The following is a 20,601-nucleotide window of genomic DNA, read 5'->3' as shown; positions in this document are numbered from 1 at the left end:
CCATGGTAGTTGAAAATACCAAGCGATTGCAGGTGCTTACAAAACAACGGGTGATTACATCCGTAGTTTTACTAGCTCTTGCCGGTGCCGGGGCCTACGGCTTCCTCTATGCGGGAGCCAAGGAGAAGAGCCACTCCGAGATCTCCAGCCAGTCGCGCAGGAGTGCGCAGAACTTCACGCCGACGCCGTCGGAATGGGCGACGCTGACGATCGAGCCGGTCAAGGCCAAGACCTTCCGCGCCGAGTATGTCACCGAGGGCAAGGTCGCAGTCGACGAGGACCGTTCGACGCCGGTGTTCTCGCCCTATGCGGGCCGGGTGACCAAGCTGCTCGCCAAGCCCGGCGAGGTGCTGAAGCAAGGTCAACCGCTGTTCACAATCGAGGCCGCCGACACCGTGCAGGCCCAGAACGATTTCATTGCGGCGATGAGCTCGCAGAACAAGGCGAAGTCGGCGATCGATCTTGCCGACATCCAGTTCAAGCGTGCCAAGGACCTCTACGAGGGCCATGCCATCCCCCTGAAGGATTATCAGCAGGCGGAAGCGACCCAGGTTCAGGCGCAGAACGACATGCGCTCCTCGGCGACCGCGCTGGAAGCCGCGCGCAACAAGCTGCGGATCCTCGGCTTCACCGACGAGACCATCAAGGCGTTCCAGGACAAGGGCGTCATCAATCCGGAAGTCACGATCTATTCGCCGATCGCGGGCACGGTCGTGCAGCGTAAGATCGGCCCTGGCCAGTACGTTAATTCGGGCGCCAGCGATCCGGTCTTCGTGGTCGGCGACCTCTCCTCGGTCTGGCTCACCGCCTTCGTGCGCGAGAGCGATGCGGCTGCCGTGTGCATCGGGCAGGACATCACCGTCAACGTGATGGCGCTGCCGGGCCGCCCCTTGACCGCCAAGGTCAACTATGTCGCCGCCGCGATCGATCCGAACACCCGCCGCCTGCTGGTCCGCGCCACCATCGACAACAAGGACGGTCTGCTGAAGCCGGAGATGTTCGCCAACGTCACGATCTATTCGTCCGGCGACCGCGCCGCGCCGGCGGTACCGAAGCAGGCCTTGATCTACGAAGCCGACAAGGTCCGCCTTTGGGTCGCACGCGAGGACAAGTCGGTGGAGTTGCGCGAGATCAAGATCGGTCTCATCAATGGCAACCTCGTCGAGGTCACCAGCAATCTCAAGCCCGGCGAGCAGGTGGTCACCAAAGGCAGCCTGTTCATCGACCGCGCCGCGTCCGGCAGCTGATTGACGGGCCGGAAAAAGACAAGCTGAAGACCTGAATGGATCGCCTCGTCGCCCTTGCCGTCAACCGGCGCTTCCTGATGGTCGGGATGTTCGTCGCCGTGCTCATCGGCGGCCTGATCGCGTTCAACCAGCTCAACATCGAGGCTTACCCCGATCCGACCCCGCCGATGGTCGACATCGTGACGCAGAGCCCGGGCCTGTCGGCGGAGGAGATCGAGCGCTACATCACGATTCCGATCGAGACCCAGGTCGCGGGTCTGAAGAACCTGACGACCATTCGCACCATCTCGCTCTACGGCCTCTCCGACGTCAAACTGCAGTTCTCCTTCGCCTACACTTATGACGAGGCGTTGCAGCAGGTCTTGAACCGCCTGGCGCAGCTCGCTCCACTGCCCGGCAACGTGCAGCCGCAGATCTCGCCGCTCAGCCCGATTGGCGAGATCTTCCGCTACCGTCTCGTCGGTCCGCCGAACTACAGCGTGCTCGACCTCAAGACCATCCAGGACTGGATCCTCCAGCGGCGCTTCCGTGCCGTGCCCGGCGTGATCGACGTCACCGGGTGGGGCGGCAAGAGCAAGACCTACGAGCTCCAGGTCGACTTCAACAAGCTGGTCGCTAACGGCCTGACGCTGCCGCAATTGCTCCAGGCGGTCGGTAATTCCAACGTCAATGTCGGCGGCAACACCGTCAATATCGGTCAGCAATCGGCAGTGGTGCGCGGCGTCGGCCTGATCCGCTCGATCGACGACCTCGCCAACACCATGGTCTCGCAGACCAACGGCAATCCGGTGCTGGTCAAGGACGTCGCCACCGTTACCGTCGGCCAGAAGCCACGTCTCGGCATTGCCGGCCTCGACGAGGCCGACGACATCGTGCAGGGCATCGTCCTGATGCGCCGTGGCGAGCAGAGCTCGCCAACCATCAAGCGCGTCCACCAGCTCGTTCAAACCATCAACGAGTCCAGCATCCTGCCGCCCGGCGTGCGCATCGAGCGCATCTACGACCGCGGTGACCTGATTGAGCTCACCACCCACACCGTGCTGCACAACATGGTGGTCGGCATCTTGCTGATCGTGCTGTTGCAGTGGATCTTCCTCGGCGATCTCCGCAGTGCGCTGATCGTCGGCGCCACTATCCCGTTCGCGCTGTTCTTCGCGGTGATCATCCTGGTGCTGCGCGGGGAATCGGCGAACCTGCTGTCGGTCGGCGCGATCGATTTCGGCCTGATCGTCGATGCGACCGTCATCATGGTGGAAGCGATCTTCCGGCGCCTGACGCAGACGACGCCGATGTCGGAATCCGAGCAGATGTCGTCCGAGACGCTGTTCGGCATGAAAAGCCACGCCATCCTCAGCGCAGCGGCCGATGTTTCCCGTTCGATCTTCTTCGCCGCGGCGATCATCATCGCGGCCTTCCTGCCGCTGTTCACGCTCTCCGGCGTCGAGGGCAACATCTTCGGGCCGATGGCGCGCACCTATGCTTATGCGCTGGCCGGCGGCCTGCTTGCGACCTTCACCGTCACTCCGGCGCTGTCCGCGATCATCCTGCCCGCACATGTCCATGAGACCGAGACCAGGGTGATGCTGATCCTGCATCGGATCTACATGCCGGTGCTGCATTGGGCGGTCGCCAACCGCGGCATCATGCTCGGTGGCGCGTTCGGCCTCGTGCTGATGACGGTTGCGCTCAGCCGGTTGCTTGGCCTCGAATTCCTGCCGAAGCTGGAGGAGGGCAATCTCTGGATCCGCGCCACGCTGCCGCCGACCATCTCGCTCCAGGAAGGCAACTCCTACGTCAACGAGATGCGCAAGGTGATCCGCGCGCGGCCTGAAGTGGAATCCGTGGTGTCGCAGCACGGCCGCCCCGATGACGGCACCGACGCCGCCGGCTTCTTCAACGCCGAGTTCTTCGCGCCGCTCAAGCCCGCGAGCCAATGGCCCGGCACCCGCGACAAGGAAGAGCTGACTGCGCAGCTGCTCAAGCAGCTCGACGATCGCTTCCCCGGCGTCGAGTTCAACTTCTCGCAATATCTCCAGGACAACGTCTCCGAAGCCGTCTCCGGCGTGAAGGGCGAGAACTCGATCAAGCTGTTCGGCAGCGATCTCCAGGCGCTGACCGACACCGCCAACAAGATCAAGTCGGTGCTGGCAACCGTGCAGGGCGTCACCGACCTTGCGGTGTTCACCTCACTCGGGCAGCCGACCATCCAGATCGACATCAACCGTGCCAAGGCCGCGCGCTACGGCCTCGCGCCGGGCGATATCAACGCCACCATCAAGGTCGCGATCGGCGGCGACACCGCCGGCGACATCTACGAGGCCGGAAGCGACCGCCACTTCCCGATCATCGTTCGTCTCGCGCCGGAATTCCGCAGGAGCGCCGAGGCGATCCAGAATTTGCGGATCGGCGCGCCCGGACCGAACGGCACCGTCACGCAGATCCCCCTGAGCGAGGTCGCCACCATCAGCCTCGTCTCGGGTGCGGCCTACATTTATCGCGAGCAGCAGGAACGCTATCTGCCGATCAAGTTCTCGGTGCGTGAGCGCGACCTCGGCAGTGCGATCCGAGAGGCGCAGCAGAAGATCGCCGATCAGGTGCAGCTGCCGCCCGGCGCGCACATGGATTGGGTCGGCGAATTCGGCAATCTCCAGGACGCGATCCGGCGATTGTCGATCGTGGTGCCGATCTCGCTGGCGCTGATCGGCGTCCTGCTCTGGTTCAATTTCGGTTCGATGACTGACACGCTGCTCGCCATGAGCGTGATCCCGATGGCGATCTTTGGCGGCGTGCTCGGTCTCTTGATCACCGGCACCGCCTTCAGTGTCTCGGCGGCGATCGGCTTCATCGCGCTGTTCGGCATTGCCGTGATGGACGGCATCATCATCCTGTCGCAGTTCAACCAGCTCATCGAAGAGGGCATGGACCGCATGAGCGCGGTGATACGCACCGGCGAATTGCAGCTTCGGCCGGTGCTGATGACCTGCGTCGTCGCGGGCATCGGTCTGTTGCCGGCCGCGCTGTCGGAAGGCATCGGCTCGCAGGTGCAGAAGCCGCTCGCGGTGGTCGTAGTGACAGGCATGATGCTCGCGCCGATCGTGATCCTGGTGACGCTGCCGGTGCTGATCTCCTTCTTCTCCCGCCGCGCACGCTGACGCTGCCAATCACAGCATTCGCTGCGCGATCCGCACCAGCATCATGGTGCCGAGGCCCAGCAGCATCAGGCTGGCCAACCGGCTGCTCATCGACAGCATGCGCGGCGTCAGCCGTGATCGCGCCGTTGCCACGATCGTGCTGAGCACGGTCCACCAGATCGCGGAACCGACGAAGACACCGGCGATCAGCGGGGCTGCCGCGGCTTGCATTGAAAAGGCGTGCAGCGCAGCCAGAAACAGGATGACGGTCAGCGGATTGGTGAACCCAAGCGCGATGGCGCTGAGATAGGCGCGCGCCAGACGTACGTTGTCGACGTCGTCGGTCGTCTGGAGCGCGACCGAGCCGCGATGGGTCCGGATCGCGAACCACAGCAGCGTGAGCGCCGAGACGATGCCGAAGCCGGCGGCATTGGCCTCGACCCAGGGCTGTGCCAGTGAGCCGAGTCCCAAAACCGCGAGGGCGCTGTAGGTGAGATGCACGGTCGCGGCGCCGAAGCCGGTTGCGAGGCCCGTGGCCATGCCTGATGCCAATGTGCGCTGAATGCACAGCATACCCATCGGGCCGATGGGGGCGGCGACGGTGAAACCAATTCCAATGCCGGAAAAAAGCGCGGCAAGATAATGCGATAAAGACATGCACCCGCACGAACAAATGAAATCTGTGCGTGTGCGTAGCCCCGAAAATGAATCGCCGCCTCAACCAGAAGGGTGAGAAACGAGCGAGAGCACAAACACGTTCGTGTGAGTCCAACGGGTTTGTGCCTTCGCGACAACAGTTCCACGCCTCACTGTGGAAACGTGTCGCGGTCGTTGAACCGAATTGCGCTTGGCGCGACTCAGAACCCGTAGAGTTGCGCCGGGTTGTCGACCAGGATCTTCTTGCGCACATCCGCATCCGGCGCCCATACCGGAAGCTGGTTGAGCAGGCGGCCGTCGTCGATCTGGTAGAGCGGTGCGATGTCGGTGGCTTTGCGTCCCTCGACACGGCTCGAATCCGGGTGCGGCCAGTCCGTACCCCAGACGACGCGGTCCGCATTCGCTGCGATCAGTGCGCGCGCATAGGGCGCCATGTCCTGATAGTCGGGCGCGAGCTTCGAGGAGCGATAGGCGCCGGAAATCTTGACATGGGCCTTGCCGGATTTCACCAGCGCGACCAGGTCGGAAAATCCCGGCTGCTCGAGCCCAAGCGAAGCCTCGAGGCCGCCGAAATGGTCGAATACAATGGGTACCGGCGCCGTCTCGACGAGGTCCTTGATCGCCGAGATCATGGGCAGCGTGGTGTAGAGCTGCACGTGCCAGCCGCGCGCCTTCATGCGCTCGACGGCGGCGGTGAAGCGCGGCCGGCCGACATTGGGATCATTGACGCCGCCGGTCGCGAGATTGAGGCGGACACCGCGAAAGCCGTCTGCATGCATCGTGTCAAGCTGGGCCTCGGTCGTTTTGTCGTCGATCACGGCCACCCCGCGCGCGGCCGCGCCACGCGCCTTCATGCCGAACAGCGTCGAGGAATTATCGGTGCCGTAGACACTCGGCGTCACGATCACAACGCGCTCGATATGCAGCGCCTTGTGCAGCGCGGCCATTTCTTCGGGGCTCGCCGGCTCCGGCGTGTAGACGCGGCCCGCGAAGAACGGAAATTTTTCGACATCGCCATGGATGTGGGTGTGGCAGTCGCAGGCATGCGCCGGGACGTCGAAATTAACCGGCGTCGCGGGCTGCGCCGCGCGGGCGTGGACTTTGCTGGTCATGGCTACTCCGGCGGCAAGAGAGGCAAGCAGAACGCTGCGTCGATCGAGCATGGTTTCTCTCCCCTGTTTTGATTATTCTGGCAGTGGCGTCGCGACAGTATCACATCAGCCTGGCAGCCGCTGCGCTTCGCTGCATAGCTGTTCGACGAGGTCCGCAAGCGGGCGTGAGCCGTCGACGCGCACGACCGGGCAGGGCAGCTTCGCGAGCCACGCCTCATCTTTTGCGAGACTGCGGCCGTCGCGATCGCTTGCTTCGTAGTGCGAGGCCCAATCGACGAACGACTCTGCCTCCTCATGACGCCAGCCGCCCGGTGCGACGGCATCCGCTCCGAAATGCGTAGCCTCGCGGCCACGCAGGCGCTGCAAGCGAAGCTCTCGTGGCGTCGTCACAAAGACGACGAGATCGAAGAATGGGACGAGCTCGTCGCCCCAACCGGTCACGGTTCCGCTCAGCACCCAATCGAGCCGCGGCAAGAACATCTCGCGCATTAGTCGCAAACGTTCGGCGGCAGGGCGTGTCGTCTGGTAGGGCGGCGCGGTCGGGAGCCAGAAATAATCATCGCTGTCGTGATGTGGCAGTGCAAGCCGGCCGGCGAGCGCGCGGCCGATCGTCGTCACGCCGGAACCTGAAGCTCCCATCAGATGGATGCGGCGGCTTTTCATGTTCACATCCTGAGACTGCCCGAACCGATTGCGCGGGTGCGGCGCGCTCCCTCACGCCGCTCGACGGCGCTTCGACATTCGCCCGCTTGTCGCGGGTTGGGCGGACAATGTCAGGCCTAACGCTCCGACAATGCGCATGACCGTGCCAAACTCAGGATTTCCGGTCTCTCCGAGCGCCTTGTACAGACTCTCGCGGTTCAACCCGGCTTTCTTCGCGATCGCGCTCATCCCGCGCGCGCGAGCGACAAGGCCGAGTGCGTCGCGCACGAAATCAGGATCGCCGGTCTCTAATGCGGCCGCAATATAGGCGGCCTGACGTTCTTCAGTGTTGAGATAGTCGGCAGCGTCGAAACGCGTCGTCCTGGATGCCGCCTTGACCGTCGTTTTCGCTGCTTTTGGCATCACATTGTCTCCGCCAGTTGCTGGGCTAGCTTGATGTCGCGTCGCTGCGTGCGCTTGTCCCCGCCACACAGCAGGATCACAATCTGCGTTCCGCGCTGCACATAGTAGATCCGATAGCCCGGTCCGTAGTCGATGCGCATTTCCCGGACGTTGCGACCGACGCTCTTGCTGTCGGCGAACGCGGGCAGTGATCCGGGCAACCGCGCTGGCGTCCTTGAGGCGGGTCAGCCACTCCGAAAAATGCTCGGTTTGCCTCACCTCGATCATGAGGTGCAAATGTAGCCCATGGGCTACAAAATGTCAAAGGAGGGTGGCGTGCCTGGGCGGTGGAGAGCCCAAAGGCGTTGCGGAAACTACTGCCCGGATGGCGTGCGCAGGCCGTGCCAGGCGTCACGGACCTGCTGGTAGTGCACCTCGGGCAGATAGTCCGGCGTGTTCAGGCTCAAGGTCTTGACGTCGAGATGGCCGACGGCGCTGAGCAGCGTATAGGACGCGATCACGCGGTCGCGGTTGGCGCCGATCAGGCGGGCCTTGGCCTGGATCAGATCGGCCTGCGAGTTCAGCACATCCACCGTCGTGCGCTGTCCGCCGGCGGCCTCGCGCTGCACGCCCTGGAGCGCGACGGTCGCCGCCTTCACTTCGGACTCCGAGGCCGAGACCGCGATCTTGGCGCCTTCATGGACAACCCACGCGCTGACCGCCGCCGTGCGCGCCTGGTTGCGCACCTGGTCGAGCACGAGCCGGCTCTGCGCCGTGATCTCCTTGGCCTGCCGGGTCTGTGCGGCGGCTTGGCCACCGTCGTAGATCGGCACGGTGACATTGGCGACGATCGAGGCCTGATCTTCGGCGAAGGTGCCGAGCGTCGGGTCGTTATTACGGCTCTTGCTGGCGCTGCCCTGGACGCTGGCGCTCGGCAGCAGCGCGCCTTCGGCGACGCGGATGTTGGTGGAGGCGACATCGACGTCGAAGCCGGCGGCCATCACTGCCGGGTGCTGGCGGATCGCCATCGTCAACGCGTCTTCACGGCTCTTCGGCAGATAGCGGTCGACGACTTCGGCAGCGCGAAGCTGCGACGGTGCATTGCCGATCACCTGTGCGTATATCGCCTGGCTCACCGCGAGCGCGACTTCGGCGGCGTTGAGATCGGAGAGCCCGCGGTTGAGCCGCGCCTCGGCCTGGGCGCTGTCGGTCGGCGTGACGTCGCCGGCGTTGAGGCGCCGTTGAGTGACCGAGAGCGTTTCGCGCAGGAAGGCGACGTTGGAGCGCTGCGCCTCGACCAGCGATTGGTTGGCGAGCACGTTGGTGTAGGCGGTGACCGCGTCGAGCAGCACGCCCTGGCCGACGTTGCGCAGCGCCTCGCGGCCCGACTGCACCTGGAGTTCGGCGGCGCGCACGTTGTTGGCGGTGCGGAAGCCGTTGAACAGGGTCTGCGTCACGGTGACGCCGATGATCCACGGCTTCAGATTGGCGGTCTGGATGGTGTTGTCGGGCAGCAGGTTGCGCACCGATTGCAGCCCGGCGCTGAGGCTTGCCACGATCTGTGGCCGGTAGCCCGCGAGCGCCTGCGGCAGGTTCTCGTCAGTGGCGCGTTGCCGTGCGCGCTCGGCATTGAGCTGCGGATTGGTCTGGTAGGCCTTGGCGAGCGCCTCCGGCAGCGCTTCCGACCGTGCCGCGGAGGGCAGGGCGCAACAGAGCGCAAGCGTGGTCCATGTCGCGAGCACAGGAGCCACGCCCGATCGGTGCCGCGTCATCACGCGACCAGCTCTGGCGGCACGCCCAATCATGTAATCCGCAAATCCCGGCTGTCCGCCCCCGCCGACGGCGGCTCTCTTAACTGTTTAACCAGCCGAGGTCCCGCAGGCAAACTGCCGCGGGGGAAACCCCCATCTATTCCGTGCTTGTTGCAGGTACATCACAGGGATTCTGCGGGAACGGCATTGCCTTACACCAGCCTGACCGCGCGCCTCCTTACCGGTTCTTGTTCACCGGCTTCCGCTTCTCGATGAACGCCGCCATGCCCTCGGAGCGGTCCTCCAGCGCGAAGGTCGAGTGGAACAGGTTGCGCTCGACGCTCATGCCCTCGGCGAGCGTGGTCTCGAAGGCGCGGTTGACCGCTTCCTTGGCCATCGCGACCGCGGGCCGCGACATCGCGGCAATCTTCTCGGCCGCGCCCATCACCTCGTCCATCAGCTTGTCGGCCGGAACGATGCGGCTGACGAGGCCGCTGCGCTCGGCTTCGGCTGCATCCATCATGCGGCCGGTGAGGCAAAGGTCCATCGCCTTGGACTTGCCGATCGCACGGGTCAGGCGCTGGGTACCGCCGATGCCGGGGATGGTGCCGAGCGTGATTTCGGGTTGACCAAATTTGGCGGTGTCGGCGGCGATGATGAAGTCGCACATCATCGCGAGCTCGCAGCCGCCGCCGAGGGCATAGCCCGCGACCGCGGCGATCGTCGGCTTGCGGCAGCGCGCGACCCGATCGCCGCCGATCGCGGCAAAATCCTCCGAGAACATGTCGATGAAGCCTTTCGGCTGCATCTCCTTGATGTCGGCGCCGGCGGCAAATGCCTTCTCGCTGCCGGTCACGACGATGCAGCCGATGGTGTCATCGGCTTCGAGATCGTCGACGGCCGCGGCGATCTCGCGGAAGACGCCGAAGGAGAGTGCGTTGAGCAGCTTCGGCCGATTCAGCTTGATGATGCCGACCGCACCTTTGTTTTCGACGATGATGTGTTCGAACGTGCTCATGCTCCACCCACGCTTTTGGTTGAGCGGGCAATGTGCCCGCTGACGCGGTGGGCTTCAAGAGGCGCCAAAGCCACCGGAGCAGGAACGGCCGGAACACGCGGCGAGATGCGCGTTCCGGACGAGGTCCCGCGGGTCGGCGATCAGGCCAAAATCAAGCCAAAGTCACGCCATGAACATGCGCGCGGCGGAGGCCAGCGTCAGCAGCGTGCCGACGCCGATGAAGATTTTTCCGATCAGGGAGCTCTGGTCCCAGGCCGAACTCTGTTGGCTGCTTGCCATCACCGGCGCCGGACGCGGCTGCGCGTCGGTTGCGGCGATCACCGCCTTCTGTGCCGGCGCGCTGTCCTGTTGCAGGGCGCGGTCGATGTCGTTGAGCTGATCGGGTGGGACGACCTGGCTCTCGGCGTTCGGGGCGGCGGTATTATCGGCCGCGGCCTGGACGTTGTCGTTGGCCCGGCCCGTCATTGCGGAGGCGGCCGCCGCGGTCGGCGTATCGGCGGCGGCGAGCTGCGCATTGGCGTTGGCGACTTCCGGCGGCATCTGGCTCGAGGCCGGCGCGTCACGGTTGTCGGCCTTCGCCTCGTCGGCCGTTGCCGTAGCGTCCTTCTTGTCGGCCTTGTCGTCGGATTTTTGCGCCGTCTTGGCGCTGTCGCGGTGGCGCGACGTGTGACGCCGCTGCTTGCTCGGCTTGACCTCGTCCGCCTGTTTGCCTGCGCTGTCCGACTTGCTGCTAGCGGCTGAACTCGGCGCCGCCTGTGCAACGCCCCCAAACAGCACGAAAAGCCCGGCCAGGAGAATCAGGGCCGCGCGCCCGCTGGCTTTCATCATGTTGACATCTCCCCAAGTCCGCCCGTCCCGGGAGCGAACAGAGACCCTGGGGCGTGACCACAGCGGGGCAGAAAATGGGAATCTTCGGGCCACACCGGGCAAAAGCGCGGCAAACCGTTGCGTTCGCGGCCGGCCACGGGTGCGGACGGGACTGATCGGTGTTATGAGCCGTCGCAGATTTTGACGGCCGTATCGGTCGCGCGGCCAAGCACGATCACGAATTCGTGATCGTGCCGCCGCCGGCGTAACAAACTGAAAGAACGGCCGAATTGCATGGTGAGGGCGCGCGTGCGCGGACGTGAGGACGAGTGGACCGGCCTGATGCGGTCGGCCATGGCAGGCGATGACGCAGCGTATCATCGCCTGTTGAAGGCGGTCACGCCTGTGCTGCGCGCTGCCGCGAGGCGCGGCCTGGCGCGGGCCGGGCAGCCTCCCGACCAGGCCGAGGATATCGTGCAGGAGATTCTGTTGGCGGTGCATCTGAAGCGGCACACTTGGGACAGCGAAGCCCCCTTCGCCCCGTGGCTGTTTGCGATCGGCCGCAACAAGCTGATCGACATGCTGCGGCGACGGGGGAGGCGGATCTTCGTCAACATCGACGATTTCGCCGAGACCCTGCCGGGCGAGGCGCCGCAGGAGACGGTCTCGGCCGGCGAAGTCGCCAGCCAGCTCAATACGCTGCCGCAACGCCAGCGCGACGTGTTGCAGTCGATCGCGGTCGACAGCACCTCGATCAAGGACACGGCGGCGAAATATTCGATGAGCGAGGGCGCGGTGCGGGTGGCGCTGCATCGCGGACTTGCGGCGCTGACAGCCAAACTGCGGAACCACTAGTCATGGATACCGATCAACTCATTCGCACGCTCGCGGCCGATAACGCCCATCGCCCGCCGCGCGTCGGCGCGGTGCTGACCATGGCGCTGCTGGTCGCCGCGCCCCTGTCGATTCTGATCTTCGCCACCTTCCTCGGTGTGCGTCACGACGTGATGAGCGCGATGCACAACCCGTTCTTCGACATGAAGTTCGCGGTCACGCTGTCGCTCGCGATACCCGCGATCATCGTCAGCCTGCATCTGTCGCGTCCCGAAGCCTTGCTGCGTGGCTGGGGCTGGCTGCTGCTGCTGCCCGTCGGGCTGCTCGCGGTGGCGATCGGCAGCGAGGCGATGATGGCGCCGGCCATGCCGATGACGATGCGATTGATGGGCAAGAATTCCAGGGTGTGCCTGTTGGCAATCCCTGCGATGTCGCTGCCGCTGCTTGCGGGGGCCCTGTTCGGCCTGCGCCACGGCGCGCCGTCCCACCCCGCGCTCGCCGGCGCGCTCGCCGGCCTGGTGTCGGCGGGCCTTGCCGCGACGCTGTACGCCTCGCACTGCACCGATGACTCGCCGCTGTTCGTCGCGACCTGGTACACGCTCGCGACCGCGTTGGTGACGGCAATTGGCGCGCTGGTGGGGGCGAAGGTCCTACGCTACTAGCTCGCCGGCTTCACGCCGCCGGCGTCGCGCCCTGCTGCATGCGGTGGAAGCGCAGCACCTGCTGCGCGGTCGAACTGCGCAGCGCCTCGTAAGCGTCGCGCAGCGTCACCATGTCGGTCTGCGAGCCGCCTGCGAGCTTCTCGCGCAGGGCGATGATGGCGCGGACGCTCGACCATTGCATGGCCGCGACCTTGGCGAGGATCATCACGCCCTCGACCCGGCTTTCGATCATCATGGTCTCGGCGGTCTCGACTGCGACGCCCGCAAGCGCGGCAAGCCCTGCGTTGGTTTCGTCGAACTTGCCCTGCTCCGCGAAGGTGGCGACCTGGAGCTCGGTGAGGCGGCCGTCCTCGTGCAGCGACTTCACCAGCGCGCGCGCCCTCTCGGTCTGCCTGGTCATGCTGGCGGCGCGGATTCGCTGCGCCGCTTCCTGGACCACGCTGGACACGTCGTCCGCGAGCTCCGGATGCGCGGCCTCCAGCTTCCTGCGCACGGCCAAGGAGGCCTTCGCGACCAGCTTCAAATAATGATGGCGGGGCAGGTCGGCCCGCAGGCCGATGCAGCTGGCGAGGTCGTCGTCACGTTCGGCGCGGGTCACGAGGTCGGCGAGACTTCCCTCCGACAGTTGCGCGCCCGGATTGTTGACGGTCGATTGCACCACGTCCTCGTCGCCGCGGGTCACCAGCACGTCGCTCAGCGCTTCCGACAGTACCCGCCGCAGCGAGATCGCCTTGAGATGGGCCTGGCCCCTGGTGCGCGCGATCTCGATCAGGGTCGCCTCGTCCAGCCGTTCGGATTTCGACAGCACCGGGCCGGAAACCTCGATCACCTCGTCGAGCGCGAGCGTGCGGATGATCTTCGGCGGCGCAGCCGCGATCGGTGCGAGGCGTTCTGCGAGCAGCGCCCTGGCGGACGTCTCGATCTGCTCGATCAGGCATTGGAACACGTCATCGAACACACGAACGTGGTCGTCGGAATAGTCCAAGGCGTTGCCCACGAAGAGATCGGTGACGCGGCGCAGCGTCTCGACCCGGTGCGCGACGGTGCCGTGCGAGAGCGCAGTTTGCAATTCCTCGAGCAGACTTTCGGATGATTTTACGGCTTTGGATCTCATTGCCCTGTCCTGGAGCGTTCGGCCCGGCCGCGGCTTCTGTCGCGCCGGGAGAAAATGGATTGGTCAGCTGGTTGCAATGCGGTTGCGCCCCTGTGCCTTGGCGGAATAGAGCGCGCTATCGGCGCGCACGAGAAACGTGTCGGCAGTATCGTTGTCGCGTAGCGTCACGACGCCCGCGGAAATGGTCACGCGCATGCCCGGGGAGAATGCGCTCCAGTCCAGATCGGCGACGATCCCGCGCAGGCGATCGAGCATGCGCGACGCCGCATCGCCGTCCATCCCAGGCAGCAGCAGCAAGAATTCCTCGCCGCCGTAGCGGCCGAAGCAGTCGGCCGGGCGGATATTGGCGAACATGGTGATCGCGAAGGTGCGCAGCACCTCGTCGCCGACGGGATGGCCGTGGGCGTCGTTGATGCGCTTGAACCAGTCGAGGTCGATCAGCGCGATCGCGCAAGGCCTCGATGTCTGCCGCGATTTTTCGATCTCGGCGTCGAGAAGCCGCATGATGCAGCGGCGGTTGTAGGAGCCGGTGAGCTCGTCGAGCTCCGCCAGCTCCTCGATGCGCTGATAGGCGGCCTTCAGCTCGATGCTGCGCCGGTACAGGATCTTGCGCAGCGTGGCGCCGAACAGGCCGAGGAAGGCGCACTGGCCGATCACCAGCACGAAGCACAGCATCGAGGCGGCCCGTTGCAGCTGGGTCGTCACCGGCAGTCCGATTGGCAAGTCCGAGGCGAGGAAAACCAAGGCGAGCCCGCACGTCGCAAGGCCCCAGGTGAGCATCGCCTGACTAGAGGTCATACGAAGCGTGCCGAAGGCGAAGATCAGGAACAGCACGGCAAGGAACGCAACTCCGACTGTCGGCACCGCGAGCAGGAACAGCAGCTGCAGCGTCATATGCGCCGAGATCTGGAAGACGGTGAGGTAATGATCCTCGAACCGGTCGCCGAAGCCCGCTTCCGACAGCACGGTGAAGGTCCCGATGATCAGAAGGCCGCCGAGCCAGAACAGTGACGGAACGCCCATGGAGATCACGCCGTCAAAAGCGTAGAGCAGCAGGACGGAGGCGCCGAGCGAGTAGCTCGCCACCTGGCCGACATACATCTGGCGCCGCTGCCGGATCCGGCGCGCGAGGACTTCGGGTGCCGCCGCTTCGGTGGTCAGGGCGAGATCCGCGGCCTCAGCGGCATTCCTCTCGGGAAAGGACGTCGCAGCCGTGCTCATGGTCCCGCCAATCGTGGATGTCAGCCCAAAAATCTACGTGGCAAGCCTTTAGGTTTGGTATCCTTCGAAACCGAATCCACGCTGTACAGCGCGGCAGCGCGGGACGTCGACCGCCCCAGGAATTTGCCGGCGATTAGGCATCGTGTGCGACGCGGTCGAGCCAAAGCAGGGCTTCGGAAGACATATGTCGTGCTAAGCTGCTAAGGTTCCATGCACGTCGGGCCGTCTAAGCTGGGACGGCATTGCTCAGGAAAGTGCTTCATTACTATGTTACCGTTCTTGAGCGAAGCGCCCAGCCGCGGGTGGCAACAGGAAATTTCGCGTCTGTGGGGTAGATCACACAGCTTCCCGTACGACTGCGGTAGGTTGAACAATTTTACCCCTCCCGTCGAACCGTCTGCCGCATCCACCCGACCAACCTTGCGAGACGGTCTTTGAGCGTGACACAAGCGGCTTCGGACGAGATCCTGATCGCCAGGATCGCTCAAGGCGACCGGCTCGCCATGCAGGTGCTGTACGGGCGGCACCATGTCAGGGTGTATCGGTTCGGCCTCCGGCTCGTGCGGGACGAGCAGGCGGCGGAAGACCTCATCAGTGAGGTATTTCTCGACGTCTGGCGTCAAGCCGGCAAGTTCGAGGGCCGATCCGCCGTTTCGACCTGGCTGCTGGCCATTACCCGATTCAAGGCCCTGTCTGCGCTCCGGCGCAGGAAGGATTTTGAGTTGGACGACGACGCCGCGAACGCGATCGAGGATACGTCCGACAATCCGGAAACGGCAGTGCAGAAGAAGGATACCAGTGAAGCGTTGCGGGAGTGTCTGACGGGTCTCTCGCCGGATCATCGGGAAATCGTCGATCTCGTCTACTACCACGAGAAATCCGTGGAAGAGGTGGCCGAAATCGTAGGCATCCCGGAGAACACTGTGAAGACGCGCTTGTTCTATGCGCGCAAGAAATTGGCCGAACTGCTGAAAGCAGCCGGCGTTGAGCGAGGCTGGCCATGATGGCTTTGAGCAAGAAGATGCTGGAGCAAGAGCCCGGTGAAATTGAACTGCTGCTGCCGTGGCACGCCGCCGGCACGCTGAACCCGCGCGATGCGCGCCGCGTCGACGAGGCGCTGGCGCGCGATCCCGAGCTCGCGAAGCAATATGCCGCGATCCGCGGCGAGTATGAAGAGACCATCCATCTGAACGAGAGCCTGGGTGCTCCGTCGGCGCGCGCGATGCAGAAGCTGTTCGCCGCGATCGACGCCGAACCTGCGCGGGCGGCCGGTTCGCTGCCGCTGTCGGCGCGCATCGCAACCTTCTTTGCGAGCCTGTCGCCGCGCACGCTGGCCTGGTCGGCGAGCCTTGGCGCCATGGCGCTCGTGCTGCAAGCCGGAATCATCGGCGCGGTGTTGACGAAGACCCAGACTGCGACCTTCCAGACTGCTTCGCTCTCGACCAGCGCTCCGCTTACACGCGACCTCGGCACGACCGTCCCGCCGGCGCGCGCGCTGGTGCGCTTCACGCCCGAGGCGCGCGTCGCCGACATCACCGCATTGCTCGACGGCTACCAGGCTTCGATCATCGGTGATGCCAAGGGCGGCATGTTCCGCCTCCAGTTCGACAAGGCGATGAGCCAGGACGAACTCGCCTCGCTGCTCGGCAAGATGCAGCGCGAGAAGTTCGTCAACCTCGCCGTCGCGGCGCCGTAAGGCGCTTCCAAGCCGATGATGCGCAAGTCCGAAAGTGGAGTGAGAGCCGGGGCCTGCGCTTCGTCGGTCGGAGCCGCGCTTTTGCTCGCCGCCTGTCTCGGCGTCGAGGTTGCGCAGGCGCAGGCGATCATGCGCACGCCGACGATTAGCGTCCCCTCCCGAATGCCCACGATTTCTCCCGGCGTCGCCGCACGCGTCAGTCCCGGTGTTGCCGCCAGAGCGGTGGCCGTCGGCCGCGGTCCGGGTCCGACCGTGACGACCAGGATTTCGGCGCGGATGGGGCCGACGCCGGTGCTGCCTTATGCGCGCTACTCCCCGAACCTCTATCCCGCCTGTACCGCGCCCGATCGCGACGCCGCCGGCGAATGCCTGGCGCAGCAGAACGCAGGCGGCAATGGCTCGGGCAAATCGGGCAACAAGACCGCCGGAAAGGGGCGCGGCAACAACACGCCGGTCGCTGCGGATCTGCGCATCTTCGCCGGCGAATTCGTCGCCGAGATCGACGGCGGGCTGTCGTTGACCCAGGCCGACGAGCTTGCGCGCCGCCATGGGCTGACCCGCGTTTCTTCCGAGAACTTTCCGCTGATCGGGTCGACGTTCGGACTGTTCCGCATCACCGACGGCCGGCCCTCCGCGACGGTGCGGCGTGAATTCGCGGCGGACGGTAGCGTGCGCTCGGTCCAGCCGAACTTCCGCTATCTGCTCCAGGATCAGAAATCGTCGGTGCCGACCGAGGGAGATCCCGCGCAATATGCGCTGGCCAAGCTCCGCCTGCCGCAGGCACATACGCTGGCGCATGGTGCCAATGTGACGGTAGCCGTGATCGACTCCGGCATCGACGCCCAGCATCCGGAACTTGCCAATTCCATTGCCGACAATTTCGATGCGCTCGGCAGCGCCGAAGGCCCGCACATTCATGGCACCGGCATTGCCGGCGCTATCGTGGCGCATGGCAAGCTGATGGGCAGCGCGCCCGAGGCGCGCCTCATCGCCATCCGCGCCTTCGGCGGCACCACCGGCGGGGCCGAGAGCTCATCCTACATCATCCTGCGCTCGCTGAACTATGCCGCCGAGCATGGGGCGCAGATCGTCAACATGAGCTTTGCCGGTCCGAAGGATGCGGTGATCGAGCGGGCCATCGCCGCGACCGCCGCGCGCGGCCTGGTGCTGATCGCGGCCGCCGGCAACGCCGGCGCGAAGTCGCCGCCGCTCTATCCGGCCGCCAATCCCAACGTGATCGCGGTCAGCGCGACCGACCAGCAGGACAGGCTGTTCACCGCCTCCAATCGTGGCAACTACATCGCGGTCGCGGCCCCCGGCGTCGATATCTTCCTGCCGGCGCCTGACGGCAAATATCAGATGACGTCGGGCACCTCGTTCTCTGCCGCCTATGTCTCCGGCGTCGCGGCGCTGCTGCTCGAGCGCAACTACGCCTTGAAGCCGGAAGCACTGCGCACGACGCTGGCGAAGACGGCGCGCGACCTCGGTTCACCGGGCCGTGATGATCTGTTCGGCGACGGCGAGGCCGACGCGTTTGCCGCGGTCATGGCCGTTCCCGCCGCCGGCGCGACGCCGGTCGCGGCCGCGTCCGGTACAACAAAACGTGAAGATATCGAGAAGCGTCGCGACGAGCCTGGCATCCGCGCATTAGAGCAACCTTCGTTGTCGAGCACTGAGGATAAAGCCACGGTTTCTCAGGCGGATAAGCCGACGACGCGATAGCGGCTGCGACAACTTTGCGCGCAGCGCGAAGGTCGAAAAATCAAACGCTGCATTGAACGTTCGGCCCGCTGCCACGACCAAATTATGTGGGAGCGGTTATCCCTCCCCATAAGTCATATTAGGCGCGAGCGCCCATCCACCCCAAGCGCCCATATGGCTCGACCCGTCCGGTTGTCCCCCCGGACGGGTCTTTTCTTTTTGGACGTCCCATTCCTCGAAGCCCTGCGCGAGATCAGCTTCCGGTTGGAGATCGTGGTTCACCCATCGCCACCGCTCCGCCGGCACGCCGCAAGCGCGCTATGCTTGTGCGAAGCTTGACTCCAAAACGCCTTGAATCTCCGCACGACTACGGAGTTTGGCGACGAAAACATCGTCGTTGCTGGACAAGTCAAAACTTTTCCACAAAATATTCACGTCGCGTCTAAATTGATTCGTGTGCGTTGCGTCGCGTCCGTATTTTCTCCTGACGGGCTGATTTATGACACATCGCCAAGAGGCTATTCGCGACGTGGCTATTGGCCGCGACGTTGCGGCACGCTGGTGCGCTCTCGCCGAGCAGCGGCTGGTGCATCTCTCCGAGATGTTCGAGACCGGACGCTGGCGCCGCTATCACTCCGAGATCGCATTTCTCGAAAACATCCAGGAAGCCAAGCTCGCCGTCCAGACCTGGCGCGCGCTTGCCACCGGCGCCGACGTCGCCACGGCGGCCGCGAGCGTGTCGCCCGCATTCGGCTGGTCGCCGGCGACGATGCCCCGCATGTTTCCGCGCGAGCAGCAGGCGCAGACCGTGCAACCGAAGGCCGTGCACATCGCCCCGGAGAGCGCCGTGCCGGTCAGGCTTGATCCGAAGCCGGGCGTTCTCGCCGAAATCTCCGAAGCCACGGCCGCGCAGGTCGCCGCGCCTGCCCCGATGGCACCGCTCAGAGTGCCGGCTGCCATGGCGCCGCCCACCGCGCCCGTCGCGATGACGGGGCCCAAGGTGCCGGCCGCGACGGCAGCGCCCAAGGCGCTGGCTGCGATGGCAGCGCTTCTGCCGCAGTTCTCTCCGCCGGCAGCCGAAATTGTCGCAGCCCCCGAGCGCTTGGTTGAGTTCACCTTTAACCTCGACGGCCTCGAAGCCAAGTACCCGCTGCTGCGGAACGCGTTCTAGCTTTCGGAAGCCAGAGGCGAGGAACGGCAGCTACCGCCGCACCGCATTCCCGCCGACCATCAATTGCGCAAAGCGCTGGGCGCCGTCCACCGACAGATCGGACGTCACGGCGCGCGCGTGATCGAGCCCGACCACGGCGCCACGCGGGGTTTCCGAGATCATGTTGTTGTTGACGAGCGCGGTGCCTGCGCCGGGCACGACGGACACCCCGACGCCGGCCAGTGCCTTGCGGATCACGTTGCCCGTGATCGCGACGTCGCGGAGATATTTGCCCCAGCCGGCGACGATGCCGTAGGACGGCGCATTCTCGATGACGTTGCCGATGACCGATGAATCCGCCTCGATGTAGATGCCGATGCCGGCATCGTCATCCGGTGCGGTGCCGATCGGCCGCTTCGGGATCAGATTGCGGATGATGTTGCCCTGGACCACGGCGATGCGGCCGCCTTCGTTGAAATTGCAGACGGAGACGCCGACGGCGGCGCCGTCCACAATATTATTGGCGATCACCGCGGCCTCGAACGCGAACTCCGAATACAGCGCGACCTCGCGCACGTCGCTGACGCTGTTGCCGGTGATGTGGATGTTCGAGGCCGAGTTGCCGCGCACGGCGGAGTAATCGCAGTTCTTGATGCGATTGCCGCGCACGATGACGTTGCCGGCGCGGAACGCGTTGATGGCGTTGCCGTACTGGCCGGAGCCGCCGGGGCCGGCCTTGATGTCCTCGATGCGGTTATCAGTGACTAGCGTGCCGTCATCGCCGATAGCCGCGCGCAGGATCTCGATGCCGTTGTCGTTGGTGCCGGTGATGGTGTTGTGGGAGACGCTGAGTCCCCTGGCGTCGAACGACACCACCGCCGTCACCGCGATGTTGGTAAAGATGTTGCCCGAGATGTCGCCGGAGACCTGCTCGAGCCAGATACCGCTGCCGCCGGACCCCGTGATCTCGCAACCGGTGATGCGGACGTCGCGTCCGCCGAGGATCTGGATCAGCCCGCGCCGCGTCGGCAGCGGAATGCCGCCGCCGTCGAAGGTGATGCCGGAAAGGCCGATTGCATCGGAGCCGTCGCTCTGGATCGCCGAGGCTCCGCCGGTGAAGACGAATTTGGTCGCGCCGCGCACGCCGATCAGTTGCGCGCCATTTGGCAAGCGCAGCAGTCCGGTGTGGTAGATGCCGGGTGGCAGCGCCAGCGGCATCTGCGCGCGCGCGGCCTCGTCGATCGCACGCTGGAGCGCGCGGGTCTGATCCTCGCTGCTACCGGGTCGCACGCCATATTGCGTGGCGTCGCGGCCGAGCAGCGACGTCAGCGGCGCCGCACGCGCGGCGTCGGCCGATATCGCGAGCGCGCCGGCGATGCCTGCGGTCGAAGCTCCGATGAGATTGCGGCGATTGAGGTCCATGGATGCGTCCTCCGGCGGACGCGGGGGTCCGCAG

The 20,601-nt window shown here is 65.2% G+C and carries 19 protein-coding genes; 8 read left to right on the top strand and 11 right to left on the bottom strand.

Annotated elements, in window-relative coordinates:
- The first annotated feature begins 2 nt into the window (after positions 1-2).
- Positions 3-1,247 (top strand): efflux RND transporter periplasmic adaptor subunit, encoded by a 1,245-nt coding sequence (locus FXB41_RS34405; protein WP_219684889.1) that lies wholly within the window; start codon positions 3-5, stop codon positions 1,245-1,247.
- A gap of 35 nt (positions 1,248-1,282) precedes the next feature.
- Positions 1,283-4,399 (top strand): efflux RND transporter permease subunit, encoded by a 3,117-nt coding sequence (locus FXB41_RS34400; protein WP_007593597.1) that lies wholly within the window; start codon positions 1,283-1,285, stop codon positions 4,397-4,399.
- 9 nt (positions 4,400-4,408) lie between these two features.
- Here the strand turns inward: FXB41_RS34400 and FXB41_RS34395 are convergent, their stop codons facing one another.
- From FXB41_RS34395 to FXB41_RS34360, 8 genes are all read right to left on the bottom strand, one after another.
- Positions 4,409-5,035, bottom strand: a complete 627-nt coding sequence (locus FXB41_RS34395) for a LysE family translocator (protein ID WP_007593596.1) — start codon at positions 5,033-5,035, stop codon at positions 4,409-4,411.
- A 200-nt stretch (positions 5,036-5,235) separates the two neighbouring features.
- Complete coding sequence (locus FXB41_RS34390) at positions 5,236-6,198, bottom strand: amidohydrolase family protein (protein WP_219684888.1); 963 nt, start codon at positions 6,196-6,198, stop codon at positions 5,236-5,238.
- A gap of 54 nt (positions 6,199-6,252) precedes the next feature.
- A complete protein-coding gene (locus tag FXB41_RS34385; protein WP_219684887.1) occupies positions 6,253-6,810 on the bottom strand; it encodes a P-loop NTPase family protein in 558 nt (185 codons plus the stop codon).
- A gap of 51 nt (positions 6,811-6,861) precedes the next feature.
- Positions 6,862-7,212 carry an addiction module antidote protein gene (locus tag FXB41_RS34380; RefSeq protein ID WP_007593593.1) on the bottom strand — a complete coding sequence of 117 codons (351 nt, stop codon included), beginning with the start codon at positions 7,210-7,212 and terminating at the stop codon, positions 6,862-6,864.
- Positions 7,212-7,412: a type II toxin-antitoxin system RelE/ParE family toxin gene (locus FXB41_RS34375; protein WP_311985936.1), complete on the bottom strand. Its 201-nt coding sequence runs from the start codon at positions 7,410-7,412 to the stop codon at positions 7,212-7,214. The genes FXB41_RS34380 and FXB41_RS34375 overlap by 1 nt, the downstream gene beginning before the upstream one ends.
- Positions 7,413-7,565: 153 nt before the next feature.
- A complete protein-coding gene (locus tag FXB41_RS34370) occupies positions 7,566-8,996 on the bottom strand; it encodes a TolC family outer membrane protein (RefSeq protein ID WP_376707533.1) in 1,431 nt (476 codons plus the stop codon).
- A gap of 184 nt (positions 8,997-9,180) precedes the next feature.
- Positions 9,181-9,960: an enoyl-CoA hydratase gene (locus FXB41_RS34365; RefSeq protein ID WP_219684886.1), complete on the bottom strand. Its 780-nt coding sequence runs from the start codon at positions 9,958-9,960 to the stop codon at positions 9,181-9,183.
- A 162-nt stretch (positions 9,961-10,122) separates the two neighbouring features.
- Positions 10,123-10,788, bottom strand: a complete 666-nt coding sequence (locus FXB41_RS34360; protein ID WP_219684885.1) for a hypothetical protein — start codon at positions 10,786-10,788, stop codon at positions 10,123-10,125.
- Between the two features lie 288 nt (positions 10,789-11,076).
- Here FXB41_RS34360 and FXB41_RS34355 point away from each other — a divergent pair, with 288 nt between their 5' ends.
- The gene (locus FXB41_RS34355; RefSeq protein ID WP_007593589.1) at positions 11,077-11,622 is read left to right on the top strand and encodes a sigma-70 family RNA polymerase sigma factor; all 546 of its coding nucleotides are present in this window, start codon (positions 11,077-11,079) and stop codon (positions 11,620-11,622) included.
- A 2-nt stretch (positions 11,623-11,624) separates the two neighbouring features.
- Complete coding sequence (locus FXB41_RS34350; RefSeq protein WP_007593588.1) at positions 11,625-12,263, top strand: NrsF family protein; 639 nt, start codon at positions 11,625-11,627, stop codon at positions 12,261-12,263.
- A 10-nt stretch (positions 12,264-12,273) separates the two neighbouring features.
- Here the strand turns inward: FXB41_RS34350 and FXB41_RS34345 are convergent, their stop codons facing one another.
- Complete coding sequence (locus tag FXB41_RS34345) at positions 12,274-13,377, bottom strand: DUF2336 domain-containing protein (protein ID WP_219684884.1); 1,104 nt, start codon at positions 13,375-13,377, stop codon at positions 12,274-12,276.
- Between the two features lie 63 nt (positions 13,378-13,440).
- Positions 13,441-14,598, bottom strand: coding sequence for a GGDEF domain-containing protein (locus tag FXB41_RS34340; protein ID WP_007593584.1), 1,158 nt, complete (start codon positions 14,596-14,598; stop codon positions 13,441-13,443).
- Positions 14,599-15,032: 434 nt separating this feature from the next.
- Here FXB41_RS34340 and FXB41_RS34335 point away from each other — a divergent pair, with 434 nt between their 5' ends.
- The 4 genes from FXB41_RS34335 (at position 15,033) to FXB41_RS34320 (ending at position 19,166) form a co-directional block, all read left to right on the top strand.
- Positions 15,033-15,602, top strand: a complete 570-nt coding sequence (locus FXB41_RS34335) for a sigma-70 family RNA polymerase sigma factor (RefSeq protein ID WP_219684883.1) — start codon at positions 15,033-15,035, stop codon at positions 15,600-15,602.
- A complete protein-coding gene (locus FXB41_RS34330) occupies positions 15,599-16,294 on the top strand; it encodes a hypothetical protein (protein WP_007593580.1) in 696 nt (231 codons plus the stop codon). Before FXB41_RS34335 ends, FXB41_RS34330 begins: the two co-directional genes overlap by 4 nt.
- 15 nt (positions 16,295-16,309) lie before the next feature.
- On the top strand, positions 16,310-18,016 hold the full coding sequence (locus tag FXB41_RS34325) for a S8 family serine peptidase (RefSeq protein WP_219684882.1): 1,707 nt from the start codon (positions 16,310-16,312) through the stop codon (positions 18,014-18,016).
- 508 nt (positions 18,017-18,524) lie between these two features.
- Positions 18,525-19,166: a TIGR03809 family protein gene (locus FXB41_RS34320; protein ID WP_219684900.1), complete on the top strand. Its 642-nt coding sequence runs from the start codon at positions 18,525-18,527 to the stop codon at positions 19,164-19,166.
- Between the two features lie 30 nt (positions 19,167-19,196).
- On the opposite strand, the gene FXB41_RS34315 is transcribed toward FXB41_RS34320, so the two are convergent.
- Positions 19,197-20,567 carry a TIGR03808 family TAT-translocated repetitive protein gene (locus tag FXB41_RS34315; protein WP_219684881.1) on the bottom strand — a complete coding sequence of 457 codons (1,371 nt, stop codon included), beginning with the start codon at positions 20,565-20,567 and terminating at the stop codon, positions 19,197-19,199.
- Positions 20,568-20,601 lie beyond the last annotated feature (34 nt).

Origin of the sequence: Bradyrhizobium canariense (assembly GCF_019402665.1) — a bacterium.
In the GTDB taxonomy this organism is placed as follows: domain Bacteria; phylum Pseudomonadota; class Alphaproteobacteria; order Rhizobiales; family Xanthobacteraceae; genus Bradyrhizobium; species Bradyrhizobium canariense.
Note: the sequence above shows the minus strand (reverse complement) of the source record. Positions and strands in the feature narration are given on the sequence as shown.

Coding starts and splice junctions, on each gene's coding strand:
- FXB41_RS34405 (WP_219684889.1), top strand. CDS start 3: ATGGTAGTTGAAAATACCAAGCGATTGCAGGTGCTTACAAAACAACGG.
- FXB41_RS34400 (WP_007593597.1), top strand. CDS start 1,283: ATGGATCGCCTCGTCGCCCTTGCCGTCAACCGGCGCTTCCTGATGGTC.
- FXB41_RS34395 (WP_007593596.1), bottom strand. CDS start 5,035: ATGTCTTTATCGCATTATCTTGCCGCGCTTTTTTCCGGCATTGGAATT.
- FXB41_RS34390 (WP_219684888.1), bottom strand. CDS start 6,198: ATGCTCGATCGACGCAGCGTTCTGCTTGCCTCTCTTGCCGCCGGAGTA.
- FXB41_RS34385 (WP_219684887.1), bottom strand. CDS start 6,810: ATGAAAAGCCGCCGCATCCATCTGATGGGAGCTTCAGGTTCCGGCGTG.
- FXB41_RS34380 (WP_007593593.1), bottom strand. CDS start 7,212: ATGCCAAAAGCAGCGAAAACGACGGTCAAGGCGGCATCCAGGACGACG.
- FXB41_RS34370 (WP_376707533.1), bottom strand. CDS start 8,996: ATGATTGGGCGTGCCGCCAGAGCTGGTCGCGTGATGACGCGGCACCGA.
- FXB41_RS34365 (WP_219684886.1), bottom strand. CDS start 9,960: ATGAGCACGTTCGAACACATCATCGTCGAAAACAAAGGTGCGGTCGGC.
- FXB41_RS34360 (WP_219684885.1), bottom strand. CDS start 10,788: ATGATGAAAGCCAGCGGGCGCGCGGCCCTGATTCTCCTGGCCGGGCTT.
- FXB41_RS34350 (WP_007593588.1), top strand. CDS start 11,625: ATGGATACCGATCAACTCATTCGCACGCTCGCGGCCGATAACGCCCAT.
- FXB41_RS34345 (WP_219684884.1), bottom strand. CDS start 13,377: ATGAGATCCAAAGCCGTAAAATCATCCGAAAGTCTGCTCGAGGAATTG.
- FXB41_RS34340 (WP_007593584.1), bottom strand. CDS start 14,598: ATGAGCACGGCTGCGACGTCCTTTCCCGAGAGGAATGCCGCTGAGGCC.
- FXB41_RS34330 (WP_007593580.1), top strand. CDS start 15,599: ATGATGGCTTTGAGCAAGAAGATGCTGGAGCAAGAGCCCGGTGAAATT.
- FXB41_RS34325 (WP_219684882.1), top strand. CDS start 16,310: ATGATGCGCAAGTCCGAAAGTGGAGTGAGAGCCGGGGCCTGCGCTTCG.
- FXB41_RS34315 (WP_219684881.1), bottom strand. CDS start 20,567: ATGGACCTCAATCGCCGCAATCTCATCGGAGCTTCGACCGCAGGCATC.